Origin of the sequence: Maribacter sp. LLG6340-A2 (assembly GCF_045057105.1) — a bacterium.
GTDB lineage: Bacteria > Bacteroidota > Bacteroidia > Flavobacteriales > Flavobacteriaceae > Maribacter.
In genome coordinates, this window is record NZ_CP159332.1 from 4078316 (window position 1) to 4103806 (window position 25491).

28 protein-coding genes are annotated in these 25491 nt (G+C 38.4%); 9 read left to right on the plus strand and 19 right to left on the minus strand.

The window, feature by feature from the left end:
- Positions 1 to 831: 831 nt before the first annotated feature.
- The 5 genes from ABVM52_RS17265 to ABVM52_RS17285 all read right to left on the minus strand — a co-directional run bounded on the left by ABVM52_RS17265 (position 832) and on the right by ABVM52_RS17285 (position 4627).
- On the minus strand, positions 832 to 1308 hold the full coding sequence (locus ABVM52_RS17265; protein WP_405382321.1) for a nucleoside deaminase: 477 nt from the start codon (positions 1306 to 1308) through the stop codon (positions 832 to 834).
- A gap of 78 nt (positions 1309 to 1386) precedes the next feature.
- The gene (locus ABVM52_RS17270) at positions 1387 to 2631 is read right to left on the minus strand and encodes a hypothetical protein (protein ID WP_405382322.1); all 1245 of its coding nucleotides are present in this window, start codon (positions 2629 to 2631) and stop codon (positions 1387 to 1389) included.
- Complete coding sequence (locus tag ABVM52_RS17275; protein WP_405382323.1) at positions 2631 to 3158, minus strand: TlpA family protein disulfide reductase; 528 nt, start codon at positions 3156 to 3158, stop codon at positions 2631 to 2633. The genes ABVM52_RS17270 and ABVM52_RS17275 overlap by 1 nt, the downstream gene beginning before the upstream one ends.
- Positions 3155 to 4051, minus strand: a complete 897-nt coding sequence (locus tag ABVM52_RS17280) for a DUF1080 domain-containing protein (protein WP_405382324.1) — start codon at positions 4049 to 4051, stop codon at positions 3155 to 3157. The genes ABVM52_RS17275 and ABVM52_RS17280 overlap by 4 nt, the downstream gene beginning before the upstream one ends.
- 147 nt (positions 4052 to 4198) lie before the next feature.
- The gene (locus tag ABVM52_RS17285; protein WP_405382325.1) at positions 4199 to 4627 is read right to left on the minus strand and encodes a peptidylprolyl isomerase; all 429 of its coding nucleotides are present in this window, start codon (positions 4625 to 4627) and stop codon (positions 4199 to 4201) included.
- A gap of 268 nt (positions 4628 to 4895) precedes the next feature.
- Between ABVM52_RS17285 and ABVM52_RS17290 the strand changes: the two genes are divergently transcribed.
- The gene (locus tag ABVM52_RS17290) at positions 4896 to 6407 is read left to right on the plus strand and encodes a TolB family protein (protein WP_405382326.1); all 1512 of its coding nucleotides are present in this window, start codon (positions 4896 to 4898) and stop codon (positions 6405 to 6407) included.
- Positions 6408 to 6435: 28 nt separating this feature from the next.
- Here the strand turns inward: ABVM52_RS17290 and ABVM52_RS17295 are convergent, their stop codons facing one another.
- The 3 genes from ABVM52_RS17295 to ABVM52_RS17305 all read right to left on the minus strand — a co-directional run bounded on the left by ABVM52_RS17295 (position 6436) and on the right by ABVM52_RS17305 (position 7812).
- Positions 6436 to 6987 (minus strand): DUF4251 domain-containing protein, encoded by a 552-nt coding sequence (locus ABVM52_RS17295; protein WP_405382327.1) that lies wholly within the window; start codon positions 6985 to 6987, stop codon positions 6436 to 6438.
- Between the two features lie 77 nt (positions 6988 to 7064).
- Positions 7065 to 7382, minus strand: a complete 318-nt coding sequence (locus ABVM52_RS17300; protein WP_405382328.1) for a hypothetical protein — start codon at positions 7380 to 7382, stop codon at positions 7065 to 7067.
- 115 nt (positions 7383 to 7497) lie between these two features.
- Positions 7498 to 7812, minus strand: a complete 315-nt coding sequence (locus ABVM52_RS17305; protein WP_405382329.1) for a hypothetical protein — start codon at positions 7810 to 7812, stop codon at positions 7498 to 7500.
- A 231-nt stretch (positions 7813 to 8043) separates the two neighbouring features.
- Here ABVM52_RS17305 and ABVM52_RS17310 point away from each other — a divergent pair, with 231 nt between their 5' ends.
- Complete coding sequence (locus ABVM52_RS17310; protein WP_089260611.1) at positions 8044 to 8346, plus strand: HPF/RaiA family ribosome-associated protein; 303 nt, start codon at positions 8044 to 8046, stop codon at positions 8344 to 8346.
- Here the strand turns inward: ABVM52_RS17310 and ABVM52_RS17315 are convergent.
- Positions 8343 to 8696, minus strand: coding sequence for a hypothetical protein (locus tag ABVM52_RS17315; RefSeq protein ID WP_405382330.1), 354 nt, complete (start codon positions 8694 to 8696; stop codon positions 8343 to 8345). The two genes, ABVM52_RS17310 and ABVM52_RS17315, sit on opposite strands and share 4 nt — an antisense overlap.
- A gap of 446 nt (positions 8697 to 9142) precedes the next feature.
- On the opposite strand from ABVM52_RS17315, the gene ABVM52_RS17320 reads away from it, so the two are divergent.
- A complete protein-coding gene (locus ABVM52_RS17320) occupies positions 9143 to 10090 on the plus strand; it encodes a TerC family protein (protein ID WP_405382331.1) in 948 nt (315 codons plus the stop codon).
- A 44-nt stretch (positions 10091 to 10134) separates the two neighbouring features.
- Here ABVM52_RS17320 and ABVM52_RS17325 read toward each other — a convergent pair whose 3' ends face one another.
- The 10 genes from ABVM52_RS17325 to ABVM52_RS17370 all read right to left on the minus strand — a co-directional run bounded on the left by ABVM52_RS17325 (position 10135) and on the right by ABVM52_RS17370 (position 19256).
- Entirely contained in the window at positions 10135 to 10380 is a 246-nt protein-coding gene (locus ABVM52_RS17325) for an acyl carrier protein (protein ID WP_405382332.1), read from the minus strand.
- A gap of 36 nt (positions 10381 to 10416) precedes the next feature.
- Complete coding sequence (locus ABVM52_RS17330) at positions 10417 to 11685, minus strand: beta-ketoacyl-[acyl-carrier-protein] synthase family protein (protein ID WP_405382333.1); 1269 nt, start codon at positions 11683 to 11685, stop codon at positions 10417 to 10419.
- Positions 11678 to 12130, minus strand: a complete 453-nt coding sequence (locus tag ABVM52_RS17335) for a 3-hydroxyacyl-ACP dehydratase FabZ family protein (RefSeq protein WP_405382334.1) — start codon at positions 12128 to 12130, stop codon at positions 11678 to 11680. Before ABVM52_RS17335 ends, ABVM52_RS17330 begins: the two co-directional genes overlap by 8 nt.
- A 14-nt stretch (positions 12131 to 12144) precedes the next feature.
- The gene (locus tag ABVM52_RS17340; protein ID WP_405382335.1) at positions 12145 to 12942 is read right to left on the minus strand and encodes an SDR family oxidoreductase; all 798 of its coding nucleotides are present in this window, start codon (positions 12940 to 12942) and stop codon (positions 12145 to 12147) included.
- Positions 12943 to 12946: 4 nt separating this feature from the next.
- Complete coding sequence (locus tag ABVM52_RS17345) at positions 12947 to 14002, minus strand: type III polyketide synthase (protein WP_405382336.1); 1056 nt, start codon at positions 14000 to 14002, stop codon at positions 12947 to 12949.
- A 21-nt stretch (positions 14003 to 14023) separates the two neighbouring features.
- Positions 14024 to 14731, minus strand: coding sequence for a methyltransferase domain-containing protein (locus ABVM52_RS17350; RefSeq protein WP_405382337.1), 708 nt, complete (start codon positions 14729 to 14731; stop codon positions 14024 to 14026).
- Positions 14731 to 15852 (minus strand): NAD(P)/FAD-dependent oxidoreductase, encoded by a 1122-nt coding sequence (locus ABVM52_RS17355; protein ID WP_405382338.1) that lies wholly within the window; start codon positions 15850 to 15852, stop codon positions 14731 to 14733. The genes ABVM52_RS17350 and ABVM52_RS17355 overlap by 1 nt, the downstream gene beginning before the upstream one ends.
- A gap of 80 nt (positions 15853 to 15932) precedes the next feature.
- A complete protein-coding gene (locus ABVM52_RS17360; protein WP_405385145.1) occupies positions 15933 to 16616 on the minus strand; it encodes an OmpA family protein in 684 nt (227 codons plus the stop codon).
- Positions 16617 to 16654: 38 nt separating this feature from the next.
- Positions 16655 to 17134, minus strand: a complete 480-nt coding sequence (locus tag ABVM52_RS17365; protein ID WP_405382339.1) for a lipocalin family protein — start codon at positions 17132 to 17134, stop codon at positions 16655 to 16657.
- 145 nt (positions 17135 to 17279) lie between these two features.
- The gene (locus ABVM52_RS17370; RefSeq protein WP_405382340.1) at positions 17280 to 19256 is read right to left on the minus strand and encodes a thiamine pyrophosphate-dependent enzyme; all 1977 of its coding nucleotides are present in this window, start codon (positions 19254 to 19256) and stop codon (positions 17280 to 17282) included.
- Between the two features lie 121 nt (positions 19257 to 19377).
- On the opposite strand from ABVM52_RS17370, the gene ABVM52_RS17375 reads away from it, so the two are divergent.
- The 6 genes from ABVM52_RS17375 to ABVM52_RS17400 all read left to right on the plus strand — a co-directional run bounded on the left by ABVM52_RS17375 (position 19378) and on the right by ABVM52_RS17400 (position 25490).
- On the plus strand, positions 19378 to 20328 hold the full coding sequence (locus ABVM52_RS17375; protein WP_405382341.1) for an isopenicillin N synthase family dioxygenase: 951 nt from the start codon (positions 19378 to 19380) through the stop codon (positions 20326 to 20328).
- A gap of 2 nt (positions 20329 to 20330) precedes the next feature.
- Positions 20331 to 20660, plus strand: coding sequence for a translation initiation factor (locus tag ABVM52_RS17380; protein WP_405382342.1), 330 nt, complete (start codon positions 20331 to 20333; stop codon positions 20658 to 20660).
- Between the two features lie 108 nt (positions 20661 to 20768).
- The gene (locus tag ABVM52_RS17385) at positions 20769 to 21701 is read left to right on the plus strand and encodes a DUF1835 domain-containing protein (RefSeq protein WP_405382343.1); all 933 of its coding nucleotides are present in this window, start codon (positions 20769 to 20771) and stop codon (positions 21699 to 21701) included.
- Position 21702: 1 nt separating this feature from the next.
- Complete coding sequence (locus ABVM52_RS17390; RefSeq protein WP_405382344.1) at positions 21703 to 22569, plus strand: nucleoside phosphorylase; 867 nt, start codon at positions 21703 to 21705, stop codon at positions 22567 to 22569.
- Between the two features lie 46 nt (positions 22570 to 22615).
- The gene (ppk1, locus tag ABVM52_RS17395) at positions 22616 to 24658 is read left to right on the plus strand and encodes a polyphosphate kinase 1 (protein ID WP_405382345.1); all 2043 of its coding nucleotides are present in this window, start codon (positions 22616 to 22618) and stop codon (positions 24656 to 24658) included.
- Entirely contained in the window at positions 24645 to 25490 is an 846-nt protein-coding gene (locus tag ABVM52_RS17400) for a substrate-binding domain-containing protein (RefSeq protein ID WP_405382346.1), read from the plus strand. Before ppk1 ends, ABVM52_RS17400 begins: the two co-directional genes overlap by 14 nt.
- The last annotated feature ends 1 nt before the right edge of the window (position 25491 follow it).

Sequence of the window (25491 nt, forward strand, 5' to 3'; positions counted from 1 at the left end):
ATTCTATATATAACAAGTGTATAGAAATTTATTTTTCTTAAATTTTATACTCTTGTGGCAAGCTTACGAGAATCGTTTATAATTTTTTATGACGTACATTTTATCGAATACGCGATTTTTAATAAAAGCAAAAGGTTAGCTTTTATTTTGGTGTTGGCAAGCGATGGCAAATTGTGTTTAAATTTAAAATGCGTTTTTCAGCATTTTAGAATTTAAAAAGCAATCGAGCGTTTGTTTGGAAGCAGCCATTTTACATAACCCGTGATAAATAAGATTAGCCAGTGGCTGATATTATTTGGCGGCGAGATGAAGCGGCTGCTTTAACTAGAATTTAGTTAAGCTTACCGTAATTTCGTTTTTACATAATTACTGTGTTATAATCCTCTTACAGGGCTTATAACGTAACTATGTAAAATAGCGCGAAAATGCGCTATACACGAAACTACTATAATTGTACTATAATATATATTATGTAAAATAGACTTTTTATACCTCACTCTGTTCCCATATAATCCAAGTGCTTTTCATCTAAAAAATTATAAAAATTTGGATCACAAATTAAAATGCTTTATTTTAGTCCTATCAATACCACTAAAGCTTGGATACCACACAAAATTATGTCCTCCTTTCTGAAGATAACAGCTACTATGTTGAGTATCTTATTGGCCACCTTGTTTTGGCCAACAGCATTACAGAAGCTGTAATTTTTGATTCCCAATCACAAGCTGTAAAATTTCAAAAATACCTTTACAAGCATTGTAGAATTAAATTCTCCGTCAATACCTTTATTCAATAAGTAGAATTATTGATTTCTTCGTAAAAAACATTGGTTTAATACGCTGTTTTGTCCTGCTTTGCTTCCCAATCCTTAAAAACGGTCAAAGCTTCTTTACGGGCCAATTGTACAAACTTTATTTGCCGACCGTCTATGTCTTTTTCTATTTCATCATAAATAAACTGATCATCAAAATCTATAGCTGCGGCATCTTCACGGTTACAGCCAAAAAAGACCATTTTAGGTCGCGTCCAGTAAATGGCGCCCAAGCACATAGGACAAGGTTCACATGAGGTATAAATGGTACAGTCCGTCAATTCAAAATTATTCAGTTTTTTACAGGCCTTGCGTATGGCCACTACTTCTGCGTGTGCCGTAGGATCATTGGTGGAGGTTACTTGATTGTAGCCCTCGGCTATGATTTCTCCCTCCTTTACCACTACCGCACCAAATGGTCCGCCAACATTGCTTTGCATTCCCTCCGCTGCAAGGGCAATGGCTCTTTTCATAAAATATTCATCCTGTTCTGTCATCTTCGTTTCTATTTTTATTGTCGGCAAATTTCGTGTTTTCTTTGCTTTCCCCTGTGTTCTTTTACCAATACGTTTACCTTATTCCATTGCCAAAGCTTCTACCGGCATTTTTGCCGTTCTTATCGTAGACCTTTGGTTTGCTTCATCGATCCATGCAAAATATAACATGCCTTCCGCTATTTCCATCTGTGGGAATCCAGATTTGCGCGAACTGTTCATTACAGCAATGGTTTGTTGACCGAACAATGTGCCGTTCCTGTTCACCCGCATCACTTTAAAAAAGGCTTTTTCGTCCTCAGTTTCCATCCAACTTACTACGGCGGACTCCTCATCTACCCATACCACATCTACCCTTCCCAAAACATTTCCCTTGGCGACCAATACCGGGGTATTAAAATGTGCTCCACCATCATCGGAAAAAACAACGTGCACCCTGGGAGTTTCCTGTGCGGCCGTAAACCATGCGGCTACCAGATGGTTTCCCATGGCCGCTACCTGGGGGCCGTTGACCGGGCAACCCTTTATTTTCCAATTATCGGCATGTATGGTTTTTGGTGCTGTCCACTCGCCGTCTACCATTCTAACAATGCTGATATCGCGCACTTCATCCTCCGTACGGTCACGGTATACCACCACGGGTCCGTTATCGGTAATGGCGGAACTGGTCTGGCAACAGTCGCACGTACTGGCATCCAATTCCACTTCCTGGGACAGTTCTCCCGTTACGGAAACCCTGGCGGCTCGTAAGGTCATGGCTCCCCGCTCCCCTACTTCATTTTCCAAGGTATTTCTACCGTCTAACCAATTCACGAAAAAAGCATCCTTAAAGGGCATCACACTTACAAATCCGTGTTCCGTAGGGGTGGCATCGGTATGTACATCCAATCCTGTTGTCCAGTTTTCCGCATCCCGTGGTTTTATGTTCATTTTAATATCGTAGGAATAGGTGCCTTGACTGGACTTCTTCAATACATGGGACCATAAATGGCCGTTGTTTTCCGCAATCATGGGGTAATCCGCCCAATTCACGAACCAATCCGTCCCTGAAATAATCGACTGTGCTTCTTGCCATTCCCCATCCTTTAATTGGGCATATTGGGTGGTGTAAACCGAATCGTTTTCGGTGGTTATCCATGATAACAGGGTGACATCTTTATTGGATATGATATAGGGCAATGAGCTCGATGCCGTTACGGGTGATGCCATTTCCTGCAGTCCTAAATGCCCACTCTTTTCTTGTTGGGGTGATGTTTCCTGTTCCTTGCATCCGAAGAAAAAACATATCATCCATACCATACGTAATACTGGTAACCATCTAGACATTAGTGTAGGTTTTTTAACTGTTCTACCATTTCTGGGGTATTCCAGGGTTTACCGCCATCAAAACGGGCTACCTGCTCCCCTACTTCATTATAAATAAAGGTAACGGGCAAGGCACTGATGTCCTGTTCCGCATAAGAACCGTTGTATTTTACAAACTTAAAATCAAAGCCCTTGTCCATTTTAAACTTCTTTATTTTTTCCATGCTTTGGTCCGATGCCAATAGAAATACATAGTTTTCCTTTTCCAATACCGTCTGTAGTTCCAACAAATCGGGCATTTCCTCAATACAGGGCCTACACCAAGTGGCCCAATAGTTGACCAACACGCGTTTTCCTTTAAAATCGCCCAACGACACTGCATTGCCTTCCACATCTTCATAAAGGGATGTCTTGACCTTCTTTTCTTCCAAGGGTTGCAGCGTTTGGGTCGTATTGCTTAGGGGCGATGCCTTCTCCTTACAGTTAATCAGAACTAGGCCTAGTAGTCCAATGATCAGGAGTTTTATGGGGGTGGAAACTGTTTTCATTCGTAAATACATGTGTTATTATCGGCTTTAACGTAGTAAGATTTATAGTTCTTGGCATTTTCATCCATACAGCCACAAAGGTTCAACACCTCTATGCGTTCAAAATCTATGGGGTGCGATTCTGCCTGAATGGCAATATACCCCTCTTTTAATGCTTCGCCTTCCTCATAGGCCGAATCTAAGTAACCTTCTATATTTCCACCGCCAATAGTGGGCGATGCATACTCCATAACCACCTTATCCTCCATAATGTGTTGTATGAGCGAATCTCCCAATATCAAAGCCTCTACCGTGACCCATTGGTCCCCGTGATAGGTGTTGGATATAGAGTTGACACAATGGGTCGTAAAAAGACTATCGTTCAGCACCACATTGGTGCCTGGGGTACATAAATTAGCGGTAGTACGCTCGTTAGTGCCATCTCCGCCCAAAAGTTGGAGCTCCAAGGAAATTGGAAAATCCTGGTCAACACCTAGGGTGCTGGGTTCTTGGCAATGCAACATTAACCCGTTATTCCTATAGGCCCACCCGGGACCATCGGTCATTTGATCGCCTACAAACCGGTAGGTAGCCTTTAGTTTATAATGGGAAAATTTCTCTTTGTAAAACAAGTGTCCAAAATTCCCTTTGAACGTATCGGTCTTTGCATATCTAACACTCAATAGCTGATCATCGTAAACAAATCTGTTCTTATAATTTTCACCAAGTACAGCTCCGGTAAATTTTGGGGTCCAGTCGCTATAGTTTGTTCCATCAAAAATGGCGATCCATTCTTCTTCCTCCTGGTTGGTGGGCTTATCGCCGCAAGCAGTACAGAGCATCAAGGCCAAAGGCAGTGCTACCAGGGCAATAAACGTTTTGGTTTTCTTATTTCTTAATAAGGTAGTGGTCATGTATTGGTTGTTCTTTTACGGTTATCTAATCGCTCCTCTTGCTGCGTATACTTATACTTTAGCAGTACGAACTTACTTTAAATGACCATTGAAAACAAAAAAAACCGTTCCTATTAAGAACGGTTTCGTTTTATATGTACTGTATTTTTATTTTATGGCTACAAGCTCTAAATCAAAAGTTAGATCTTCTCCTGCCAATGGGTGATTTGCATCTACCACAATATCGTTTTCATTTACTTCGGCAACACGTAATTGCTTCTCGCTACCATCTGCATTGGTGGCCATTAACGCCATATTTACCTCTACTTTTAAATCTTCCGGTAAATCCGATTTATTTACGGTCTGGAAAAGTTCTTTACGCTTTTCGCCATAAGCTTCTTCCTTAGCGATTACGATGGTCTTTTTTTCATTAGGGGCCATATCCAACAATCCTTTTTCAAATCCGGGTATTAAACTGCCTTCTCCCAATTTAACTTCTAAAGGCTCTCTATTTACCGAACTATCAAACACTTGACCATCACTCAATTTTCCTGTGTAATGAAGTACTACTCTGTCGTCTGCTTTTACTTTACTCATACTGTTTTGTTCTACTAGTTAACTTTTGTACCGGGCAAAGGTATCGTTCTTAAAGGCCAAAAAAGAATTATAGCGCAAAACCTTGGTTTTTTAGCTTTTGTTTAACGTAAAAAGCTGCATAACCTACTGATTTTTGGCATTTTAATCACATTTCTACAGCATACAACTACATAGTTGAACAAATCAACATGAGCATCTTTCTATTTTATGAAGCAATTAAAAACGTATATTTAAAGAACAACTAATCAACCAATTAATAGCACTCATCATGAAACTACATGGCTACCTAGGCATTTTGTTATGCTCATTTCTATCTTTTCAAATCTCACAGGCACAGCACACCATAGGAATATTTGATGGCAATACCGCCATAGGAAACCCCAAAATAAAGGGAACGGCAAATTACGATGCCAAAAACCAAACCTATACCTTAACGGGTTCCGGCACCAATATGTGGTTTGGAAAGGATGAATTCCAATATTTATGGACCACAATACAGGGCGATTTTATTCTTAGGGCAACGGTAGTGTTCAACGGTGCGGGAAAAGACCCTCATCGCAAAGCTGGATGGATCATCAAGGATAATCTTGATACCAATTCCAAACATGTAAATGCAAGTACCCATGGGGACGGACTAACTTCTTTGCAGTACCGTAAAACTGTAGGCGGGAATACCGATGAAGTGAAATCTAGCCAAAAATCACCCACCATCATTCAATTGGAACGTAGGGGAACTACCTATATCATGTCCACCGCAAAATTTGGGGAAGAATTTGTTAGCGAAACCTTAACCGATATGGAATTGGACAATGAGGTTTATGTAGGCCTCTATGTCTGTTCCCATAACCCAAAAGTATTGGAGAGCGCTACCTTTAGCAATGTACGGATTATTAAACCCGTAAAAGACGACTATACCCCGTATCGTGATTATATAGGCAGTAATTTGGAAATCATGGATGTGAAAACCGGACATAGAAAAATAATATACCGTTCCGCCCACTCCATACAGGCACCAAATTGGACAGTTGATGGCAAAAAACTCATCTATAATTCCAAGGGCCACTTGTACAACTACGAATTGGAATCCTCTACCATTACTCCCCTAAATACCGGATTTGCCGTTCATAACAACAATGACCATGTACTTACTTTTGATGGAAAATTATTGGGCATTAGTAATCACAATCAAGCCGATGGAGGCAAATCTGCATTATATTACCTTCCTACCCAAGGAGATTCTATCCCGAAAATGGTTACCAAACCTGGTGTGGGTGCCTCCTATTTTCATGGATGGTCTCCCAATAATAAGGAGATGCTTTTTACGGGTGAGCGCAATGGTGCGTATAATATATTTTCTATCAATGTAAAATCCGGTAAGGAAAAACAATTGACAGATTTGGCTACTTTGGACGATGGACCCGAATATGATGCAAAGGGAAAATATATCTACTTTAATTCCGTACGTACGGGTACCATGCAATTATACCGGATGAAGGCCAATGGTAAAAAACAGACCCAGCTGACTTTTGACGAGTACAATAATTGGTTTCCCCATGTAAGTCCAGACCAACAATGGATCGTGTTTATTTCCTTTCCCAAGGATATTGACCCAAGCCAACACCCGTTCTACAAACATTGTATGTTAAGAATTATGCCCGCCAAAGGAGGAACACCCAAAGTTTTGGCCCATATTTACGGAGGTCAAGGCACCATCAACGTGCCTAGTTGGTCTCCGGATAGTAAGAAAATTGCCTTTGTAACCAATACGGACAGCTATTAAATAAATACTTTAAACAAAATAGCGTTACTTACTGATTTTTATTAGTATCCAGTTCTTTAACATCACCGTCATATCTAATTGAAAACCGGTCTGAAGAAGCTACGGATACGTTTGCCTTTTTATTGGGGTAGATTAACATAATAAAAGTATACCGTTCAGCATTATTCCTGGTCTTAAACTGAATTTTATAGGCCTTTTCTTTACTATCATATGCTCCAGTGTACGATTCTGCCACGCCATCAAACTCAATTCCTGAAGCTGAACCAAATCCGGCATTAAACTGTCTTTCTCCATAATAGGGTAAATATCCGGATACAGAATCGCCCTTTACTCTCAGGTAATTGGGATTACCAATTAAGTTGATTCGCCCCGCATTACTCCCAGGTGGAAAAAGTCCGGCATTAGAAATACTATTTAAGCTACGCGTAGCCATGGGGTTGGCCCAATCTGCATTAAATTCAAAGGATTTTTGCTGCATAAAGTCCTGCAATTGGCTTATTTCCGCCTCACTGGGTGCCTTAGAAGAGGTACACCCTATTACACAAGATAGAATTACCGTAAACATCATCATCTTTCTCATAGCGCTATACATTATTATTTGCCCTTTGTTTACTGCTAAAATTATGCCATGACCCTGTGGTCAAAACCTAAAATATGCTAAAACCCTTCGTCCTCGTATTGGGTATCCGCTAGAATTGTTTTTTTTACTTTCTCGGAATTTAGGTCCTTATATAATGCTTTGATCAATCGCAGTCTTTTCTTTTCCGAAATATTAAGTGTATCCAAGGCCCTAATTTTTTGAAGTAAGGCTGTTCTTCGTTTCATCTGTGCAGCGGCATAATTTGGCTCAAACTGAAACATGATCGGTACTTCCTCCTCTGCGGGTGAAACTTGTTGTGTAGTATCTGTTTGCGCTTGTAATGCAACGCAGTACAACAGCACGTAGCAAAAGCTTAAACGATATAAAAATTTCATCGTATGTTCATTTAGGTTTTCGCCCTAAAATACTAACAAAAAATATAATGTACACATGATCAGCATACTTACTTATCAAAATACCTTAACACTTCTACAGATGCGGTAATTATAACTAGCTGGTTTTGCTGGATTTTAAGGTATATTCCGCAAAATCGTCTTCCAGCTCAAAAGTCTGTTCAATATGGTAATTAACATCCTGGAATTGATCGGGCATCAGTTCATTGGTCCTTCTCAAATAATTCAACAAGTTTTCGTTGGCAGTAATCAAAAGGTCTATCTTATCTTTTAAATATTCCTTGGTTTCAAATAAGGCACTGGTAGAGGGCTCATATAAATACGAATCTATCTTACATCTTATATGCTGAAGAATGTTATAACTACGCTCTAACTTGCCTAAACATTTAGATTTGTCCTGAACATTTTCCATAGCACAAAGGTTTTAAAAGGTTTGTGGGAAATTTATTTCAAATTAAGAAAGTTGCGCGAAGATATATAGGCTTTTACATGCTTTAACTTAAATTTAATTTTCCCTCCTTTAAGATAACGATTTAAAAACAAAAGGTTTATAAATTCATAACTTAATTTAAAATTACATTTAAGTTTTTTTTAGTTGTGAGGATTAATTGAAATGAGTACCTTAAACTAAAACTTTCTACCTATGAATATCAATTTTGAATATGACGATGTCAAAGCCAGCAATAGATTAGAAATCATGGCTGCCCAGAAATTGGAAAAATTAATGGACAAATTCGATTTTATAGTACGATCCGATGTTTTTTTTAAGAAAGAAAACACCTCTTCCCCAGACACCGGTATGGTATGCAATATACGCTTGAGTGCCCCAGGGCCACGCTTATTTGCACAATCCTCTACCGCTAGTTTTGAGGCCTCCATTGCCTCATCCGTAGAAGATTTACAAAGACAATTGGAAAAAAGAAAGGCGAAAATGCAATCGCATTAATCCGGCACACTGGAAGTTAAGTTTTCCTCAACTTCCAGTTCGTTGGCTATAGCCTCTTGAATTCGTTCAGAAAACGGATTGCGTTTTAATTCCTCAATTAATCGCTTTCGTTTTCTGTCCGATATATCAAGGGTGTCCAATATTTCCTTGGTGTGATATTGGTAGGCAATCCTGCTTTGCTTTAAAGCAATTCTCTTAGAGGCCGGCAGCACATAATCCGACTCAAATTGATTTAACAAGGTCCTTTTTTTTACGTAAGATTTCACCTTAACGGTGTCCTGGGCCTGCACGGTCTGAATTCCTACAAAAATTCCTACAACGGCAACCCCCAATAGGGTTAAATTTTTCATTTCAATATATTGTTCTCTAGAGAAAATTAATACATAAAATCCAATCTCCAATAATCTTATAAAAACTTGTCCTTTTGTCGAAAATTCCCAACACTTCATCCCAACTAAACAATATTCTTCTCTACACCATTTTTATCCTGAAAATCAATTTGTATTAAATAGCTTTCTTCTACATTTTGATACTGCCAAAACTTCTTTGATGAATTCATAGGGTTAGACACACCATTACTTTTTATCACATACATTTTCCGTTCACCGGCATATGGATAAAGGATATCCCTAATGCAGTCAAAATTTTTTCAATAAAATACGTTTAAATAATTTTTTTGCTTGATATTACGCCTCTATTCATACCGTATTGATTTGATTATCAAGCTGTGAAGAAATTGTCAAAATAGTTTTCAAAAGGACTATTTATAGTACCTTTGCCCCTTTTAAATTTGAATATGATAGTCTGGATTGTTTTTATTGCTTTTGTACTTGTTTTTCTTGCCCTTGACCTTGGTCTGTTCCATAAGAACGATCATGTCATAAAATCAAAGGAAGCAGGCATTTGGACGGCCATTTGGGTTACCGTTGCACTAAGTTTTAGTGGTGTAATTTATTGGTTGTTCAATGCCGGATTGATAGAAAACCCTACGGGGCTTACTCCCAATAATGCGGTATTAAAGTATATCACCGGCTATTTAATAGAATTATCATTAAGTGTTGATAATGTATTCGTCATTGCGGTAATATTCGGTTCCTTTAAAATTCCGCCATTATACCAGCACCGTGTTCTGTTTTGGGGAATATTAGGCGCTATTATATTTAGGGCCCTCATGATTTTCTTTGGGGTAGCCTTAATCAACAAATTTGAGTGGATCATTTATATTTTTGGAATCTTCCTGTTATATACGGCATTTAATATGTTAAAGGGAGAGGACGAAAATTTTGACCCTAAAAATTCCTTTGTATTTAGACAGATCAAGAAAATATATCCAGTGACCACACAAATGAACGGTCATGATTTCTTTATTAGAAGAATGGGTGTCAAGGCCGCTACCCCTTTATTTGTTGCCTTGGTAGTTATTGAGCTTACGGACATTCTTTTTGCCTTGGACAGTATACCTGCCATATTAGCGATTACCGCTGACCCGTTTATTGTATTTACTTCTAATATTTTGGCCATATTAGGCCTAAGGTCCATGTATTTCCTAATTTCAAGAATGCTGGAGAAATTCAGGTTCATTAATTATAGCTTGGTGGTTATCTTAGCCTTTGTTGGACTCAAAATGCTTTTCTCCCACTATATTGAATTACCGGAATGGGTATCCTTGGCCGTGATTTCAATATCCTTGTTATCCGGTATTTTAGCCTCGGTATTTATTAAGGAAGAAGAACCCGTGATTTAAATTTACCGAGTCTCTAACTACATGAGTATTGTAATTTCTAATGGTTATAGTTTTGCATCAATAATGGCAATGGCATCATTGACGGTTTGCATTTGTTCCATATCCTCATTCTCTAAGCGGATGTCAAAAGCATCCTCCACGTCTAATACTATATCGACCAAATTGGCGGAATTAATATTTAAATCGTCCATAAAGTGACTATTTTCATTAATATCATTAACATCAACATCTTCAGGTAGATACGTTTTTATGATTTCTTTTAATGTTTGATATTTGTCTTCACGATTCATAATTCCTTATTTTAAAACCTTTTGGTATTTTTTTGTTTAATACGACTTAAATATAACACAGGCATTGACATCACCAAAGCCAAAACTAGCCTTCGCAATAATTGATGCATCATACGTAATTGTAGTTCTAGGAACACATTGTTCATTGATTACAGATTTAATATCCTCATGCAAGTCATCACAATTTATGTTCTTAAATATACTCCCCTGCTGAAATTGTAGCACACTAGCCACACACTCTATACTACCGGCCGCGGCCAAACAATGCCCTACCGTTCCTTTAAATGTATTGATCAATGGAAAATCATTTCCGGAACGCCCCAAGGCCTTGCTCCAATTTTCAACTTCCAATGCATCTTTGGATGTTGCCGTCAAGTGCCCGTTGATCACTTCTACCTCCGATGCCTTGATACCCGCATTGGAAATGGCTTTGCTTATACAACGTTGTACCGCCAAACTATTGGGGGCCGTCATGCTACCCTCTCCTATTTGTCCGCCACTATTGAGCTCTCCGCCCAGAACTTCAGCGTATATTTTTGCCCCTCTTTTTTGGGCACTTTCCAAGGATTCAAGTACCAATGCACCTGCTCCACTACCGGGTACAAATCCGCTTGCAGTGGCGCTCATAGGCCTACTGGCCTGCGTTGGGTTGTCATTATAGGTTCTTGGTAAAATACGCATGGCATCAAATCCGCCCCAGACATAGGGTCCGCTATCACTACAACTACCGGTCAATATTTGTTCTGCCTTTCCTTGACTTATACGGTCATAGGCCATGATTACCCCTTCCGTACCCGTAGTACAAGCAGCGGAATTAGTGGTCACTTGATTTCCACAACCTAGCAATCCCCCCAAGTAGGCACTTATACCGCTGGCCATCGTCTGAATAACCGATGTGCTTCCCAAACGACGTACATTACCGGCATCAATCAAATGAATGGCCTCCCTAAACTTATCGACCCCCAAAATACCAGTGCCAAAAATGATGCCCTGGTCCCAATTGGGCGTTGTACCCGTATTTTTATTCAAGCCGGCATCGGTCCAAGCATCCATACCTGCCATAACCCCATATACAATTCCAGAGGCGTTTAATCCCCGTAACTGCAACGGACTAAAATAATTGGCCAACATACTTTCTTTTACTGGCGGTAATCCCGCAATTTGACAACCAAAGCCCAGTTGTTCCAGTTCCGGTATTTGTTGTATACCACTTGTTCCCTGCAACAAAGATTGTGTAAAGTTGTTCAACCCAACACCATTGGGAGCACAAACGCCCATACCTGTTATGACTACGCGTCTACTCATTCCTAAAACCTATCATGCCCGCAATAGTACCTTTGCAGACCAAATTATTATCCTCGTTATACATTTTCACCCTACATTTTAACTTTTGAAACCTAAAATATTCCAGTTCCGATACTACGCGCACACGTTCTCCCGGCATTACGGGTTTTAAAAAGTCCATTGTAGCACTACTCATTCCTATACGTAGGGCCTGCAGTTCTTTTTCGTCCTTTAATAAGAAAATGCCCAAAGACACAAGACCTATTTGCGCACAGCATTCGGTCAATATTACCCCAGGGGTTACCGGTCTATTCTTAAAATGCCCTTTATAGAAAAATGCTTCTGGCAAGAACCGATAATAACCCTCTACTCCAGCCGAGTCCACTCGTGTTAATTCATCTACGAACAAAAAAGGTTGGGTATAGGGCATTGCATCCACTACCCATTGCCATGTATCATTACTCATTCAATACTTCTTAATTACTGTAAACTTTCCCCTCCATCTACCTTAATGACGGTGCCAGTGATCCATTTTGCTTCCTCCAAAGTCAGAAGATATACTGCATTGGCAACATCTTCCGGTGTTGTTAGTCGTTTATTCGGATTTCTGGATAATGCGTGACGCTTTATCGATTCATAACCCGGAATCATTTTTAAGGATTTGGTAAGAGTTACCCCCGCCTGTATACAATTGGCTTTAATACCCAAGGGTGCAAATTCTAAAGCCATATTCCGCGTCAATGCTTCCAAAGCCACTTTGGCTACCGAAACCGCCCCATAATTGGGTAATGCCCTAATATTTCCTTCACTGGTAAACGAAATGATACGGGTATCCTCTGCAAATACATTCGCATTGATCAAAGCCTTTGTCCAATCATACAAACTAAGCGCCATAGCCTCTAGCGTAATCTTAAAGTCCGTGTTCACCAAAGTTGATGCTTCATTGGAATGCATAGGTTTTAAGGTGCCTTTGGCCACACTATGCACCATGACTTTGATATGATGTCCTTGCGGTAATCGGTTTTGCAGGTCTATGATGGCGGCAGAACGTTTATCCGGATTAAAAGCATCCATATTCATGGAGATCAGATTTCTGTCCATATTTCTAATCTCATTGAACCCGGCATCAATTTCATCCATGTCCGATCGTCTATCTCTGTGTATTATGATAATATGATAGCCTTTTTGGGCCAACTTCTTGGCCGTGGCCAGTCCCAAGCCGGTACTACCCCCTAAAATCAAAGCCCAGACATTACTATTCTTTATTCTTTCTTCCATGATATCACCACTCAATTAACACCCGTTGTGCAGAAAATCCTGGGCCAAAACTTAAGATAAGTCCTTGCTCCCCAACCGGAATATCTTTATTTAAAAATCGCTCTAACACATACAAAACGGTGGCACTGCTCATATTACCGTATAATCGTAATACTTCACGGGTATCATCAATATTTTTACCTAATGCCCCAAATAGCGATTCTACCGTTTGTACAATTTTTTTACCTCCTGGATGAAAGATTAAATGGTCCACATCTTGTATAGCGGTGTTATATTTTTTAAGGAATGGATGCACAATATCCTCAAAATGATTGGAAATTGTTGTTGGTACTGCGGGATCAAGAATCATTTTTAATCCGTGGTTCGTTAAATCAAAACCCATCATATGTGTAGCATCCTTAAAATGATACATCTCTTCACCCACAATTTTTGGTCCCACTGCATTTTCTTCAGATGATAACAGAACACATGCCGCACCATCACCAAAAATAGCTGCGCTTACCATATTTGCCATGGAGTAATCATTAAGCTGAAATGTAGCGGTGGGACTTTCCACGGATACCAATGCTATACGCTTACCAGGGTTGGATTTCAGGAAATTATGTGCATAAATAAGACCGGAAACACCGGCAGCACAACCCATTTCCGTTACCGGCAACCGTACCACATCCTGACGCAGACCTAAGTCATTGATGAGATAGGCATCCAAGGACGGAATCATTATACCTGTACAACTTACCGTTATGATATAATCTAGCGAATCCGCTTGCCAATTACTTTTTTGCAAGGCATTTTTTAGCACATTTGCCCCCATGCGTTTTGCTTCACGCATATATATCTTATTCTTATCCTCAAATGATGTCGCTAAAAAAACGTCTTCCGGCGGCATTATAGAATAGCGTTTATCAACGGCCGCGCCTTCAAATATCTTGATTACCTTACGTGAAAAACGTTCTTCTTGACCACTTAACCATAGCTCAACCAAAGGCAATATATCCTTTGTCTCCCTAAAGTATTTGGGCAATTCCTTTGTAACACTTACAATTCTTGTATTATTCATAGCTATTCTTACCCTAATCTACTACTTCTTTTTTAAAATCCACAGATACCTAAAAGCCCATTTCCATTTTATATGGTGATGTGCGTTGGTAACCTGTGCCGCATAATTTTTAAGATCCTTCTTTTTAAATGCTCTTAGGATGGATAAGAGTCCGTCTTTTTTAGCGATATCCGTTTTAATAAAAAAGAAAGCATAAGCCTTGAACAAATAATACGCAAGGGCATTTCTATTTAAATCATTAATGACCACACCGATAGATGCAAGAGAAACAAACCTTTTTAACAAGCCAACAATGGCATCATCATTAAAATGATGAAAGGTCAACGTTGTCATTACAATATCAAATTGATCGGGTTCAAATTCATTGGACAAAATATCCTGCTCCAAATATGTTATCTCCGGAAAATTACCCGATTTTCTTCTAGCCAATTCCAAGCTTTGGGCATTGAGGTCTACCCCTACCAATTTTACATTTATATGATGCTTCCTAGCGGTTAAAGCGAGTTTTCTTAGCATGGTCCCCTCTGCACAGCCTATATCTAAAATCGTATACGATTCTTTTTTAAGTGTTCTAATGAGCTCTAAAACAGCATTTAAGGTAATAGCATACCCGCCCAGTACCTTATTTACACCATTAATATCGTTTAGTATAGGTTCTAAGGTTTCCGTAGTCCCCATGAACTGATCCATAATCTCAATTTCCTTACTTCTTTCTGAAAAATCTACCATTAATGTATAATGTTGCCATGAGTTTTTGAAATGATATAGTTAAGGGCACGGGGAGACTTTCCTATACTACGTATTCCTAAAGCAAGTAATTGATCATGCATGAGAACGGATTGTAATTTTCTGCCTGCCCAAATTCTTCGTCCAAAATTCTCTTTCCATGCCTTTATATAATTATTTTCTAATTGGGCCCTACCATAATTGGCATCCTTTAAATAAGCAAGAATGAGCTCGGCAACAATTTTTGCACCATGGATGGCCATAGCCATACCATTACCACACAAGGGATGTATTAAACCGGCCGTATCTCCACACATTAACATATGCCCTACAACCACTTCTTTCTTTGAAAACGAAATTTGGGCTATTGTCATGGGTCGCTTAAAAACTGGAGTTGCTTCTGCCAGGAACTGTTTTAAATATATATTTTCCGAAACGATATTTGTATTGAATTCACGTACACCTTTAAAGCGTTTAAAACTTTGATAGTTTGCCAAATAACAAAAATTGACATTACCTTGTTCCGTTCGTGACAAACCTGCATATCCCCCTTCAAAACTGTGAAGGCCAACCACATCTTCTGGAAAATTTTCCATTTCATAATGGCATTTTACGGCCAACCAGTTGTGTTTTGTTGAGCTAAAATGCCTGTTTAAATTTTTATCCAATAGAGATCGTTTACCATAAGCGCCAATAACCAAACCTGACCTGTATTCCTTATGGGTTGTGGACGTTATAAATTCCCCCTCTCTAAAAGTACATTGCACCACTTTTTCAAAATAGAATTGTACTCCCAAACTTTTTGCCCTAGTATATAAAAGGTTATCAAAAGAGTATCTACTTATTCCTAACCCTCCAAGATCCATTTGGGTTTCCACTAATTCCCCACTACTAGCAGAAAGCTGAAGCTTTGTTATATCCGCTGCTCCAATAGCACTCAATTCTACACCCAAACGTTCTAAATAGGGAACTACCTCTTTAGATACATACTCCCCACAAACCTTATGGTGCGGATATTCGATAGCTTCAAACACGGCAACATCAACACCTTCCATGGCTAAATGTATGGCAGAAGTCAAACCCGCCAATCCGCCACCTATGATAATTATTTCATGCTTTTTCACTTAGGGAAAGTTACATTAAAACAAAAGACCCTGCTATTTGCAGGGTCTTTTATTCGTATTAAAAAACAGAAAAGTGCTTATTAATTTGTTTGGGCCTTAGCTTCTTGCTTTAACTCCTCACTAGCTACAATGGCCAGTTCCACTCGTCTATTCTTTGCCTTTCCTTCTGAAGTAGTATTGTCTCCTACCGGTTGATTCTCTCCATACCATTTGGTATCAAATCTACTGGCGTCTATACCTTTTGCTATAAGATAATTGGTAACGGATTGTGCCCTTTGTTTGGACAGATTCATATTATACTCGTCTGCACCTGCACTATCCGTATGCCCTTCCACTAAAACATTGGATTTTGGATATTCCTTAAAAATATTGGCCAATTTATCCAAAGTGACGGCTGAAGTTCCCTGTACATTAGATTTATTGGTATCAAAATATACTCCTGCATCTTCATTAAAGGTAACATTGATACCTTCACCTACCCTTTTTACTTCTGCTCCGGGTATTTCTTCCTCTATTTTTTCCGCTTGACGGTCCATTCTATTTCCTATATATCCACCAGCTGCACCACCAATGGCCGCTCCCAATATAGCTCCTAGGGCCGTATTGTCTCCACTACCAACATTATTTCCTAAAACTCCACCAATAACGGCTCCACCCGTAGCCCCTATTACAGCGCCTTTTTGGGTTTTATTTGCGTTTTTTACCGTACTACAGCTCATTACCATTGCCAATGCAAGTATATAGCTGGTCTTACGTAATATCATTGTTTTCATATCTCTAATTTTTATTATTAAGTAGGTTATTATTTTTTACTGAATTCATAAACGACATTCACTGGTGTACCGTCTACCATAACATTGGATTTTAAAACCATTGCATAGTCGGTAAGGGTATCAATTGTTAAGCGATATCCTGCTCCACCTGAAATATCCTGATTCTTTTCGTTTATAAATTTAAATTGCAATTGACTGGTATAATTTTCTTCCCTTTCCACAACGGACCATCTAATATAACGATCACCACCATTACATAAGCTTGACGGACTGATTGTATACCTACCGGTACTATTATTGTCACGAAAGAACCACTCACTACCTTCTAAACAGATATCTTCAACATCATTAAAAAGTACAGCCTTAACATTTCCTGTATTTCCTTCAAAAGCAACATTATCCAACGTCCAAGTGCCGCTCAACAAATTCCTTTTAGCACGGGCATCTTTAGAAATGGAACAAGACGCTACCAATAAAACAATACTGAATAGCCAAATTAATTTCTTCATAAAATAAGTATTTAGGTTAAAATGTATATACGTTACATCTTACTTTTTGGATGGGTAAATTTTAAATTTACCGTAAGACCCTACAAAGGTGCTTCTTTACGAGCATATCTTTTGGCTCAATAAAAAAAGATGTTAACGGGTATCCTTAGTAAGCCATTAACTCTTGAAGTGCTATAGAAAATCTTGTTTTAGGTAGGTACTGTTCTTCCAAAGCCGCATTAAATGGAATAGGAGTTTCCAAACTACCTACCCTTTTAATGGGTCCGTCCAAATATTCAAAACAGTGCTCCATTACCAAAGAAGAAATATCACTGGCTATACCACCAAATAGGCTATCTTCCTGTAATACGATCAATTTACCCGTTTTTTTGACCGATTTATATACGGCGTCTATATCCAAAGGTTGTAAAGTGCGCAGATCCAGGACATCTGCGGTAGTAATGTTTAGTTTTTCCAAGGTTTCCAACGCCCAATGCACGCCGGCACCATAAGTAACAATGGTAATTGAACCACCCTCCTTGATCAAACTGGCTTTTCCAAACGGTAACGTGTAATAATCTTCAGGCACCTCTTGATAACTGCTTCTATATAACCCCTTGTGCTCAAAAAATAATACAGGATTTGGGTCTTCAATGGCCGTTGCCAACAAACCCTTTGCATCATAAGGAAAAGCCGGATAAACTACTTTTAGTCCGGGTGTTTTGGTAAACCATGCCTCATTGGTTTGCGAGTGAAAGGGGCCTGCTGCTACCCCTCCACCACATGGCATACGTATAACAACGTCTGCATGCTCTCCCCACCTATAATAACTTTTTGCCAAATAATTTACAATGGGGTTGAAACCTGTACTTGCAAAGTCTGCAAATTGCATTTCCATCACCGCTTTCATGCCGTTTATTGATAAGCCCATAGCAGCGGATACAATTGCAGATTCACAAATTGGAGTATTGCGTACCCGTTCTTTACCAAATTCATCAACAAAACCTTCTGTTATTTTAAAAACACCACCGTAATCCGCCACATCCTGACCCATAATGACCAATTGGTCAAATTTTACCATGGCCTGTCTCAAACCTTGGGATATGGCATCAATTAAACGTATATTATTAACTTTACTAAAAGGTTTAATTTTCTTAAATTCATAGCTTTTATATACTTCACTTAATTCTTTACTTTCACTGGGTATAATGGCGTCCTCTGAAAAGGCTTTTTGTAAATCTGTTTCTATTTTAGCTTGTATTTCTTCCTTATAGTCAGTAATCAATTCATTATTTAACACCTGTTGTGTCGTTAAGAATTCCGCATAATTCTCCAGGGGGTCTTTATCTGCCCAAGTATCCATGAGCTCCTGCGGCACATATTTGGTACCACTAGCTTCCTCATGGCCCCGCATACGAAAGGTCTTAAATTCCAGCAAAACCGGTCTTGGATGTTTGCGCATATCTTGGACCAAGGTCTTTACTTTACTAAATACTTCAAGAATATTGTTGCCATCTATAATATGGGCTTCCATACCATAGCCTTTTCCTTTATCTGCCAAATGTTGACAATTGTACTGTTCATTTGTAGGGGTAGATAGTCCGTAACCATTGTTTTCTATACAGAACAACACAGGCAAATTCCATACAGAAGCAACATTTAACGCTTCATGAAAATCACCTTCACTGGTCGCACCTTCTCCCGTAAATACAGCGGTTACCTTATTTTCATTACGTAGCTTATGAGCTAGTGCAATACCATCTGCCACACCTAGCTGGGGGCCCAAATGAGATATCATACCTATTATCCTATGTTCTTGGGAGCCAAAATGAAAACTTCTATCACGACCTTGGGTAAATCCACTTGCTTTACCCTGCCACTGGGCAAATAATCTGTACAAAGGTATTTTTCTAGTGGTAAAAACAGCTAAATTTCTATGCATAGGTAATATGTACTCATCATCATTAAGTGCACTGGTTACCCCTACGGATATCGCTTCTTGGCCTATACCACTGAACCATTTTGAAATTTTACCCTGTCGTAAAAGAATCAACATTTTCTCTTCTATCATCCGTGGTAAAAGCATTGATTTAAAGAGTTTTACCTGGGTTTCTTCATCAACTTTAAATTGTTTATAGTCCATTAAATGGTATTATAACGAGATTAAAATATAAATGTAACAAAAATGCCTACAGCAACTATCATTTATAACACAGCTTATAAATCGGCAATTATTATTAATTTTACATAAATATCATAAAATTATGAGCTTGGTACCTAGTGTTGATTTATCGGATTTTCTTTCGGAGGACCCAAAAAGAAAACAAAAATTTATAAATGAGATCGGTAAGGCATTTGAAGAAATTGGCTTTGTAGCATTAAGCGGTCATTTTCTATCGGATGAATTGGTTGACTCTTTATATGAAGAAATTAAAAAGTTCTTTAATCTACCCCAGGAGGTAAAGGACTCCTATGAAATTGAAGGTATTGGTGGCCAACGGGGTTATACCTCTTTTGGTAAAGAACATGCAAAAGGTAGAAAAGAAGGAGATCTAAAAGAATTTTGGCATTTTGGACAATACGTAGAAAACAATCCTAAATTGGAAGAGGAATATCCTGACAATGTTCTTGTCAAGGAACTTCCAAAATTTAATGAAGTGGGCAAGGAAACCTACAAAATGTTGGAAAAAACCGCAAAGTATGTACTGCGCGCCCTTGCTTTACATCTAAATTTGGATGAATATTATTTTGATGATTTTATTAAAAATGGAAATTCCATTTTACGCCCCATACACTACCCTCCCATTACCACAGAGCCTAAGAATGCCGTAAGAGCTGCGGCACATGGTGATATAAATCTGATTACCCTTCTAATGGGCGCCCATGGCAAAGGTCTTCAAGTAAAGAACCATGAGGGAGAATGGGTAGATGCCATTGCAAAACCGGACGAATTAATGATAAACGTGGGCGATATGCTATCTAGATTAACCAATAATAGATTGTTATCTACCATTCACCAAGTTGTGAACCCACCCAAAGAACTTTGGGGAACTTCTAGATACTCCGTGCCTTTCTTTATGCATCCGGTCAGTGAAATGCCCTTAAACTGTTTAGACAATTGTGTTGATGAAGAACATCCTAAATTATATACAGATATTACTGCGGGCGAATTTTTACATGAGCGTTTGATTGAATTAGGGTTGATAAAGAAGTAACCATGGATTTACAAGACCAGCTAAAAAATCTTTTTCCTGACCACGAACCTCAAGATTCCCCTGAAGACAAAGAGCCTAAGGAACATATTTGGATGCAGGATGAGCCTATCATATGTAAATACGAAAAACGAAAAGGTAAACCAATTACCATTTTGGAAGGATATACCGGTGCAACGGAAGATTTTAAGAAATTAGCCAAGGATATTAAGAAAACCCTTAGTGTTGGCGGAAGTTTTAAGGATGATAAGATTATTATTCAAGGGGATTACAGGGCAAAAATAATGGATATGCTAAAGGAAAAAGGATTTAAGGTAAAACGAGTTGGTGGTTAATTTTGAATCCGAAATAGCCCTTTAATTAATTTGTTTTGTGTTAAATTATTTTATAGCATTGTTATAAGTCTTATTTTTAATGTTCACCAAACTAAATCAAAATCTGGCATGAGTTCTGTTTTACATATTACCAATGGCGATATTTTTACGCAACGACTCCAAAAATTGGATTTAAAAGGAGATGTCATTACCTGGCGCGAAATGTTGTGCGAAGGCAAGACATTACCTACCGTAGGAACTGAAAACTTCTGGAAAACCAGGTTTGAATTCCTTCATAAAAACTATAAGGTTTCAAAGTCATGGTTTATAGAAAAAACCCTAAAGGAATATAGATCACTTTGTAGTCATAAACAACAAGACCAAATAGTATTGTGGTTTGAGTATGACCTGTATTGCCAAGTTAATATGTTGGCCGTGATCAGTTGGTTGCTTACCCATCGTAAATATGCGGAAATTTCCTTGGTCTGTTGTGGCAAGGAGGATGAGACCGATACCATGTATAGCCTTAACGACCTTACCGATCAACAGTTATTAAGTTTATATAGGAAGAAAAAAATATTGACTCAGGACGATACCGAATATGCTGATTATGTCTGGCAGTTATATTGTAGCAATAACCCTATTCGATTAGAGAATTTAACCGATTTTAACGATTATCAATTTGATTATCTTGGTGATGCCATAAAATCGCACTTAAAAAGATTTCCAAGTATAGTTAATGGGCTAAACGATATGGAAAATACCATATTAAGACTAGCCTTGGACCAAAAACCGAAGTCTAAAAAAGAATTTATGCGCGTTCTTCTCAACAACCAAGGAAATCTTGGTTTTGCAGATACTCAATATGATCGCGCCATTACTAGGTTAAAACCATTGATCAGTAATTTAAATCCGGTTAGATTATCTAAAAAAGGAAAAGAAATTCTAGAAGGCAAGACAAGTTATTACTCTTGTATACAGGACAATGACGTTTACTTAGGCGGCGCGCTTAAATATAATTTCCTTTACAATACCAATGCGAATAGAATTTTAAAATTATAGCATGCAATTAAGGCCTGCTGAGCTGATCATCAATGATGACGGCAGCATATATCACTTAAACCTACTCCCGGAAGATATTGCCACTACCATAATAACCGTAGGTGATCCCGATCGGGTGCACCAAGTTTCCAACTATTTTGATCACATTGAACTAAAGAAGGGAAAACGGGAATTTATAACCCATACCGGAACTAAGAACGGAAAAAGAATATCCGTCATATCTACAGGTATAGGTACGGATAATATCGACATTGTCCTGAATGAATTGGATGCACTTGTAAATATTGATTTTTCCACAAGAACGCTCAAACCTAGCCATACCCCACTAAATATTATAAGAATTGGCACCAGTGGCGCCATACAACCCGATATTCCCGTTGATTCGTTTTTAATCAGTGAATATGCTATTGGTTTTGACGGACTCCTCCATTTTTATGAACATGAAGATACCGGGTATACCGATTTGGAAAACTCTTTTATAGGTCATTGCCATTGGAATGCGAACAAAGCGCGACCTTATGTTATTAAATATGCGGAAAATTTAGCGAAAATATTTAATGATAATCGTATACGATTAGGATTTACAGCAACAAATACAGGGTTCTACGGTCCTCAACATCGTCAATTAAGGCTTAAACCAAGTCAGATGGAACTCATGGAGAAATTATCCTCATTTACCTATAATGAATTACGGCTTACAAACCTGGAAATGGAAACTTCAGGTATTTATGCCCTAGCTCACTTATTGGGACACCATGCCGTATCCTTAAATTGTATTTTAGCCAATAGGGCAACTGGTGAATTTTCCAAAACACCTACCAAATCTGTAGATGAGTTAATAAAATTTTGCTTAGGGCGTATTAGTTAACGCATATTTAAAATTTTCTATCGCCTGACTTGTTATTTTTGTGCTTATGAAAAATAAAAATTTGAAGCATAGAGATATTAATTGGCTTTATTTTAATGAGCGTGTTTTATTGGAGGCTGCCAATAAGACTACACCCCTACTGGAAAGACTAAAATTTCTTGCCATTTTCTCTTCGAATTTAGATGAGTATTTTAAAGTCAGAATTTCTGGTTTAAGGCAAATAAGGCAATTGGATAAAAAATTGCGAAAAAAATTAATGCTCAAGGCTAATAACACCCTCAAGCATATTTTAAAAACCATTGAGCAGCAACAGATCACCTTCGGTAAAATCATAGAGGCCACCTTGAACGAGTTGGAAGAGCATCACATCTTCATTAAGAATACGCAGGAATTTGATGAAACCCAGCAGTTATATCTAAAAAATTTATTCAAAACCTCTATACATAAACATTGTAAGATATTTGATAATTCTGAAGACGTAGCACTTATAGACGGTGCCTTGTATCTTGTTGCTCTCCATGAAAACAACCAGTATAGCTTAGTCCAAATTCCTACAGATGCTAAAGAACGGTTTTTGGAATTACCCGGGGAAAAACATCAGTATTGCTATTTAGATGATGTAGTACGACTTAATATGGACATGCTATTTCCACAGGAAAAAATAATACAGTGCTATTCCATAAAACTATCACGAGATGCGGAGTTATATCTTGAGGATGATTACACAGATGCTGCACTGGTAGAGAAAATATATAATTCCCTTGACAAAAGGGAAACCGGGCAGGCTACGCGCTTATTGTACGATAGCACCATGCCAGAAACACTCCTTAACCAGTTAAAAAGCGATTTAAACCTAGGAGAGGCTGATTTATCCCCTGGAGGTACTTACCATAACTTATCGGATTTCTTTGATTTTCCACGACCAAATGGTACCGAACATTTGAAATATGAGCCAAAACCTGCGTTAGCGCATCCTGTTTTATCCATAACAAAGGATATATTCAGTAGCATATCCAAAAAAGACCAATTGGTACATTTTCCGTACCAAAATTTCAATATTATTGAACAATTCTTGGAAAGTGCGGCCAAAGACCCTCAGGTAACTGCAATTAAAATGACAATTTATCGTATTGCAGAAAAATCGGCTTTGGCCAATGCCCTACTAAAAGCATTGGACAACAAGAAGGAAGTTACCTTGTTCGTAGAAGCACAAGCCCGCTTTGATGAGGCAAACAATATTAAATGGGGAAGAAAATTCGAGGAAAAAGGAGCTAAAGTTATATTTAGCATCCCACAAGTAAAAGTGCATTCTAAAATTGCCATGGTTTTTAGAAAAGAGGATGATAAAATAAAGCGATACGCATACATTGGTACCGGTAATTTCAATGCCAAAACTGCAACTATATATTGTGACCACGGACTTTTTACCGCACATAAAAAAATTACAAAGGATTTAAAACAAGTATTTTCAGTCTTAGAAAGAAAACTGATTATTCCTAAATTAAAACGATTACTGGTCTCCCCTTTTACCACACGCATTACTTTTTTAAATCTCATACAAAATGAAATTGATGCCGCAAAAAATGGAAAACATGCTGCCATAACCGCTAAAATGAACAGTTTAGAAGATGCCGACATGATCAATGCGCTATACAGAGCGGTTAATGCCGGTGTGGAGGTAAGACTTATCGTAAGGGGGTTTTGCTGTTACTTAAAGGCCAGCGGGGACCCTAACGCACCTATGAAGAAGAATATATTGATAACAAGTATTATTGATCGTTATTTGGAACACGGTAGAATTTATCTTTTTGAAAACGGCGGAGACGAACTAATGTATGTGGGTTCTGCAGATTGGATGACCAGAAATTTAGACCGCAGGATAGAAGTACTCACCCCTATTCTGGATAAAGACATTTTTAATGAACTAAAACATATTTTAACTTTACAACTAAACGATAATCAGAAAGCAAGAATTTTGGATATTGAAAATTCCAACACTAAAATAGTTGCAAAAGGCAATCAAGAAGAAATACGTTCACAATATGCCATTTATGATTATCTAAAAAATAAATTAAATGAAAACCGTTAGGATTATAGGGGTTCCCGAACATTTTAACTTTCCATGGCATTTGGCCATTGATGAAGGTGCTTTTGAGGAAAGAGGTATTGCTTTAGAATGGACAGATGTACCTGAGGGTACCGGTAAAATGTGCAATTTATTAAAGGAAGAAAAAGCAGATTTGGCCATTATTCTAACGGAAGGTATAGTTAAGAGCATTACGGAAGGAAATACTACAAAAATTATTCAAGAATACATTGCATCTCCATTATTATGGGGCATACATGTAGACGTCAATAGCAATTTTAAAAAACTGGCCGAACTTGAAAACACTACCGCTGCCATTAGCAGATTTGGTAGCGGAAGTCATTTAATGGCCTATGTACACGCCAAGCAAATGGGGTGGAATCTAGAAGATTTAAAATTCAATACCATAAATAATCTAGAAGGTGCCGTTCAAGCCCTTACTACGGGAAATGCAGATTATTTTATGTGGGAACATTTTACCACAAAACCTTTAGTAGATGCCGGTATTTTTAGACATTTAGGAGATTGCCCTACCCCTTGGCCCTGTTTTGTCCTTGCTGGAACCGATTCCTTTATTGCAGAAAACAACCATGTAATAGGTCATATAAGGGAAATAATCAACGCCTACACCCTAGAATTTAAACAAATACCAAGTATTGACCGTACCTTGGCCAATAGGTACCAGCAAAAACTAGCGGATATACAGGAATGGATGCAATTAACTCAATGGAGCCAAAAGCAACTACCCAAACATACTTTGCTAAAGGTACAGGAAACCCTACTTGAATTAAATTTAATAGACCAAAGAATTTCAGCCGATAAAATCCTGATGTAAA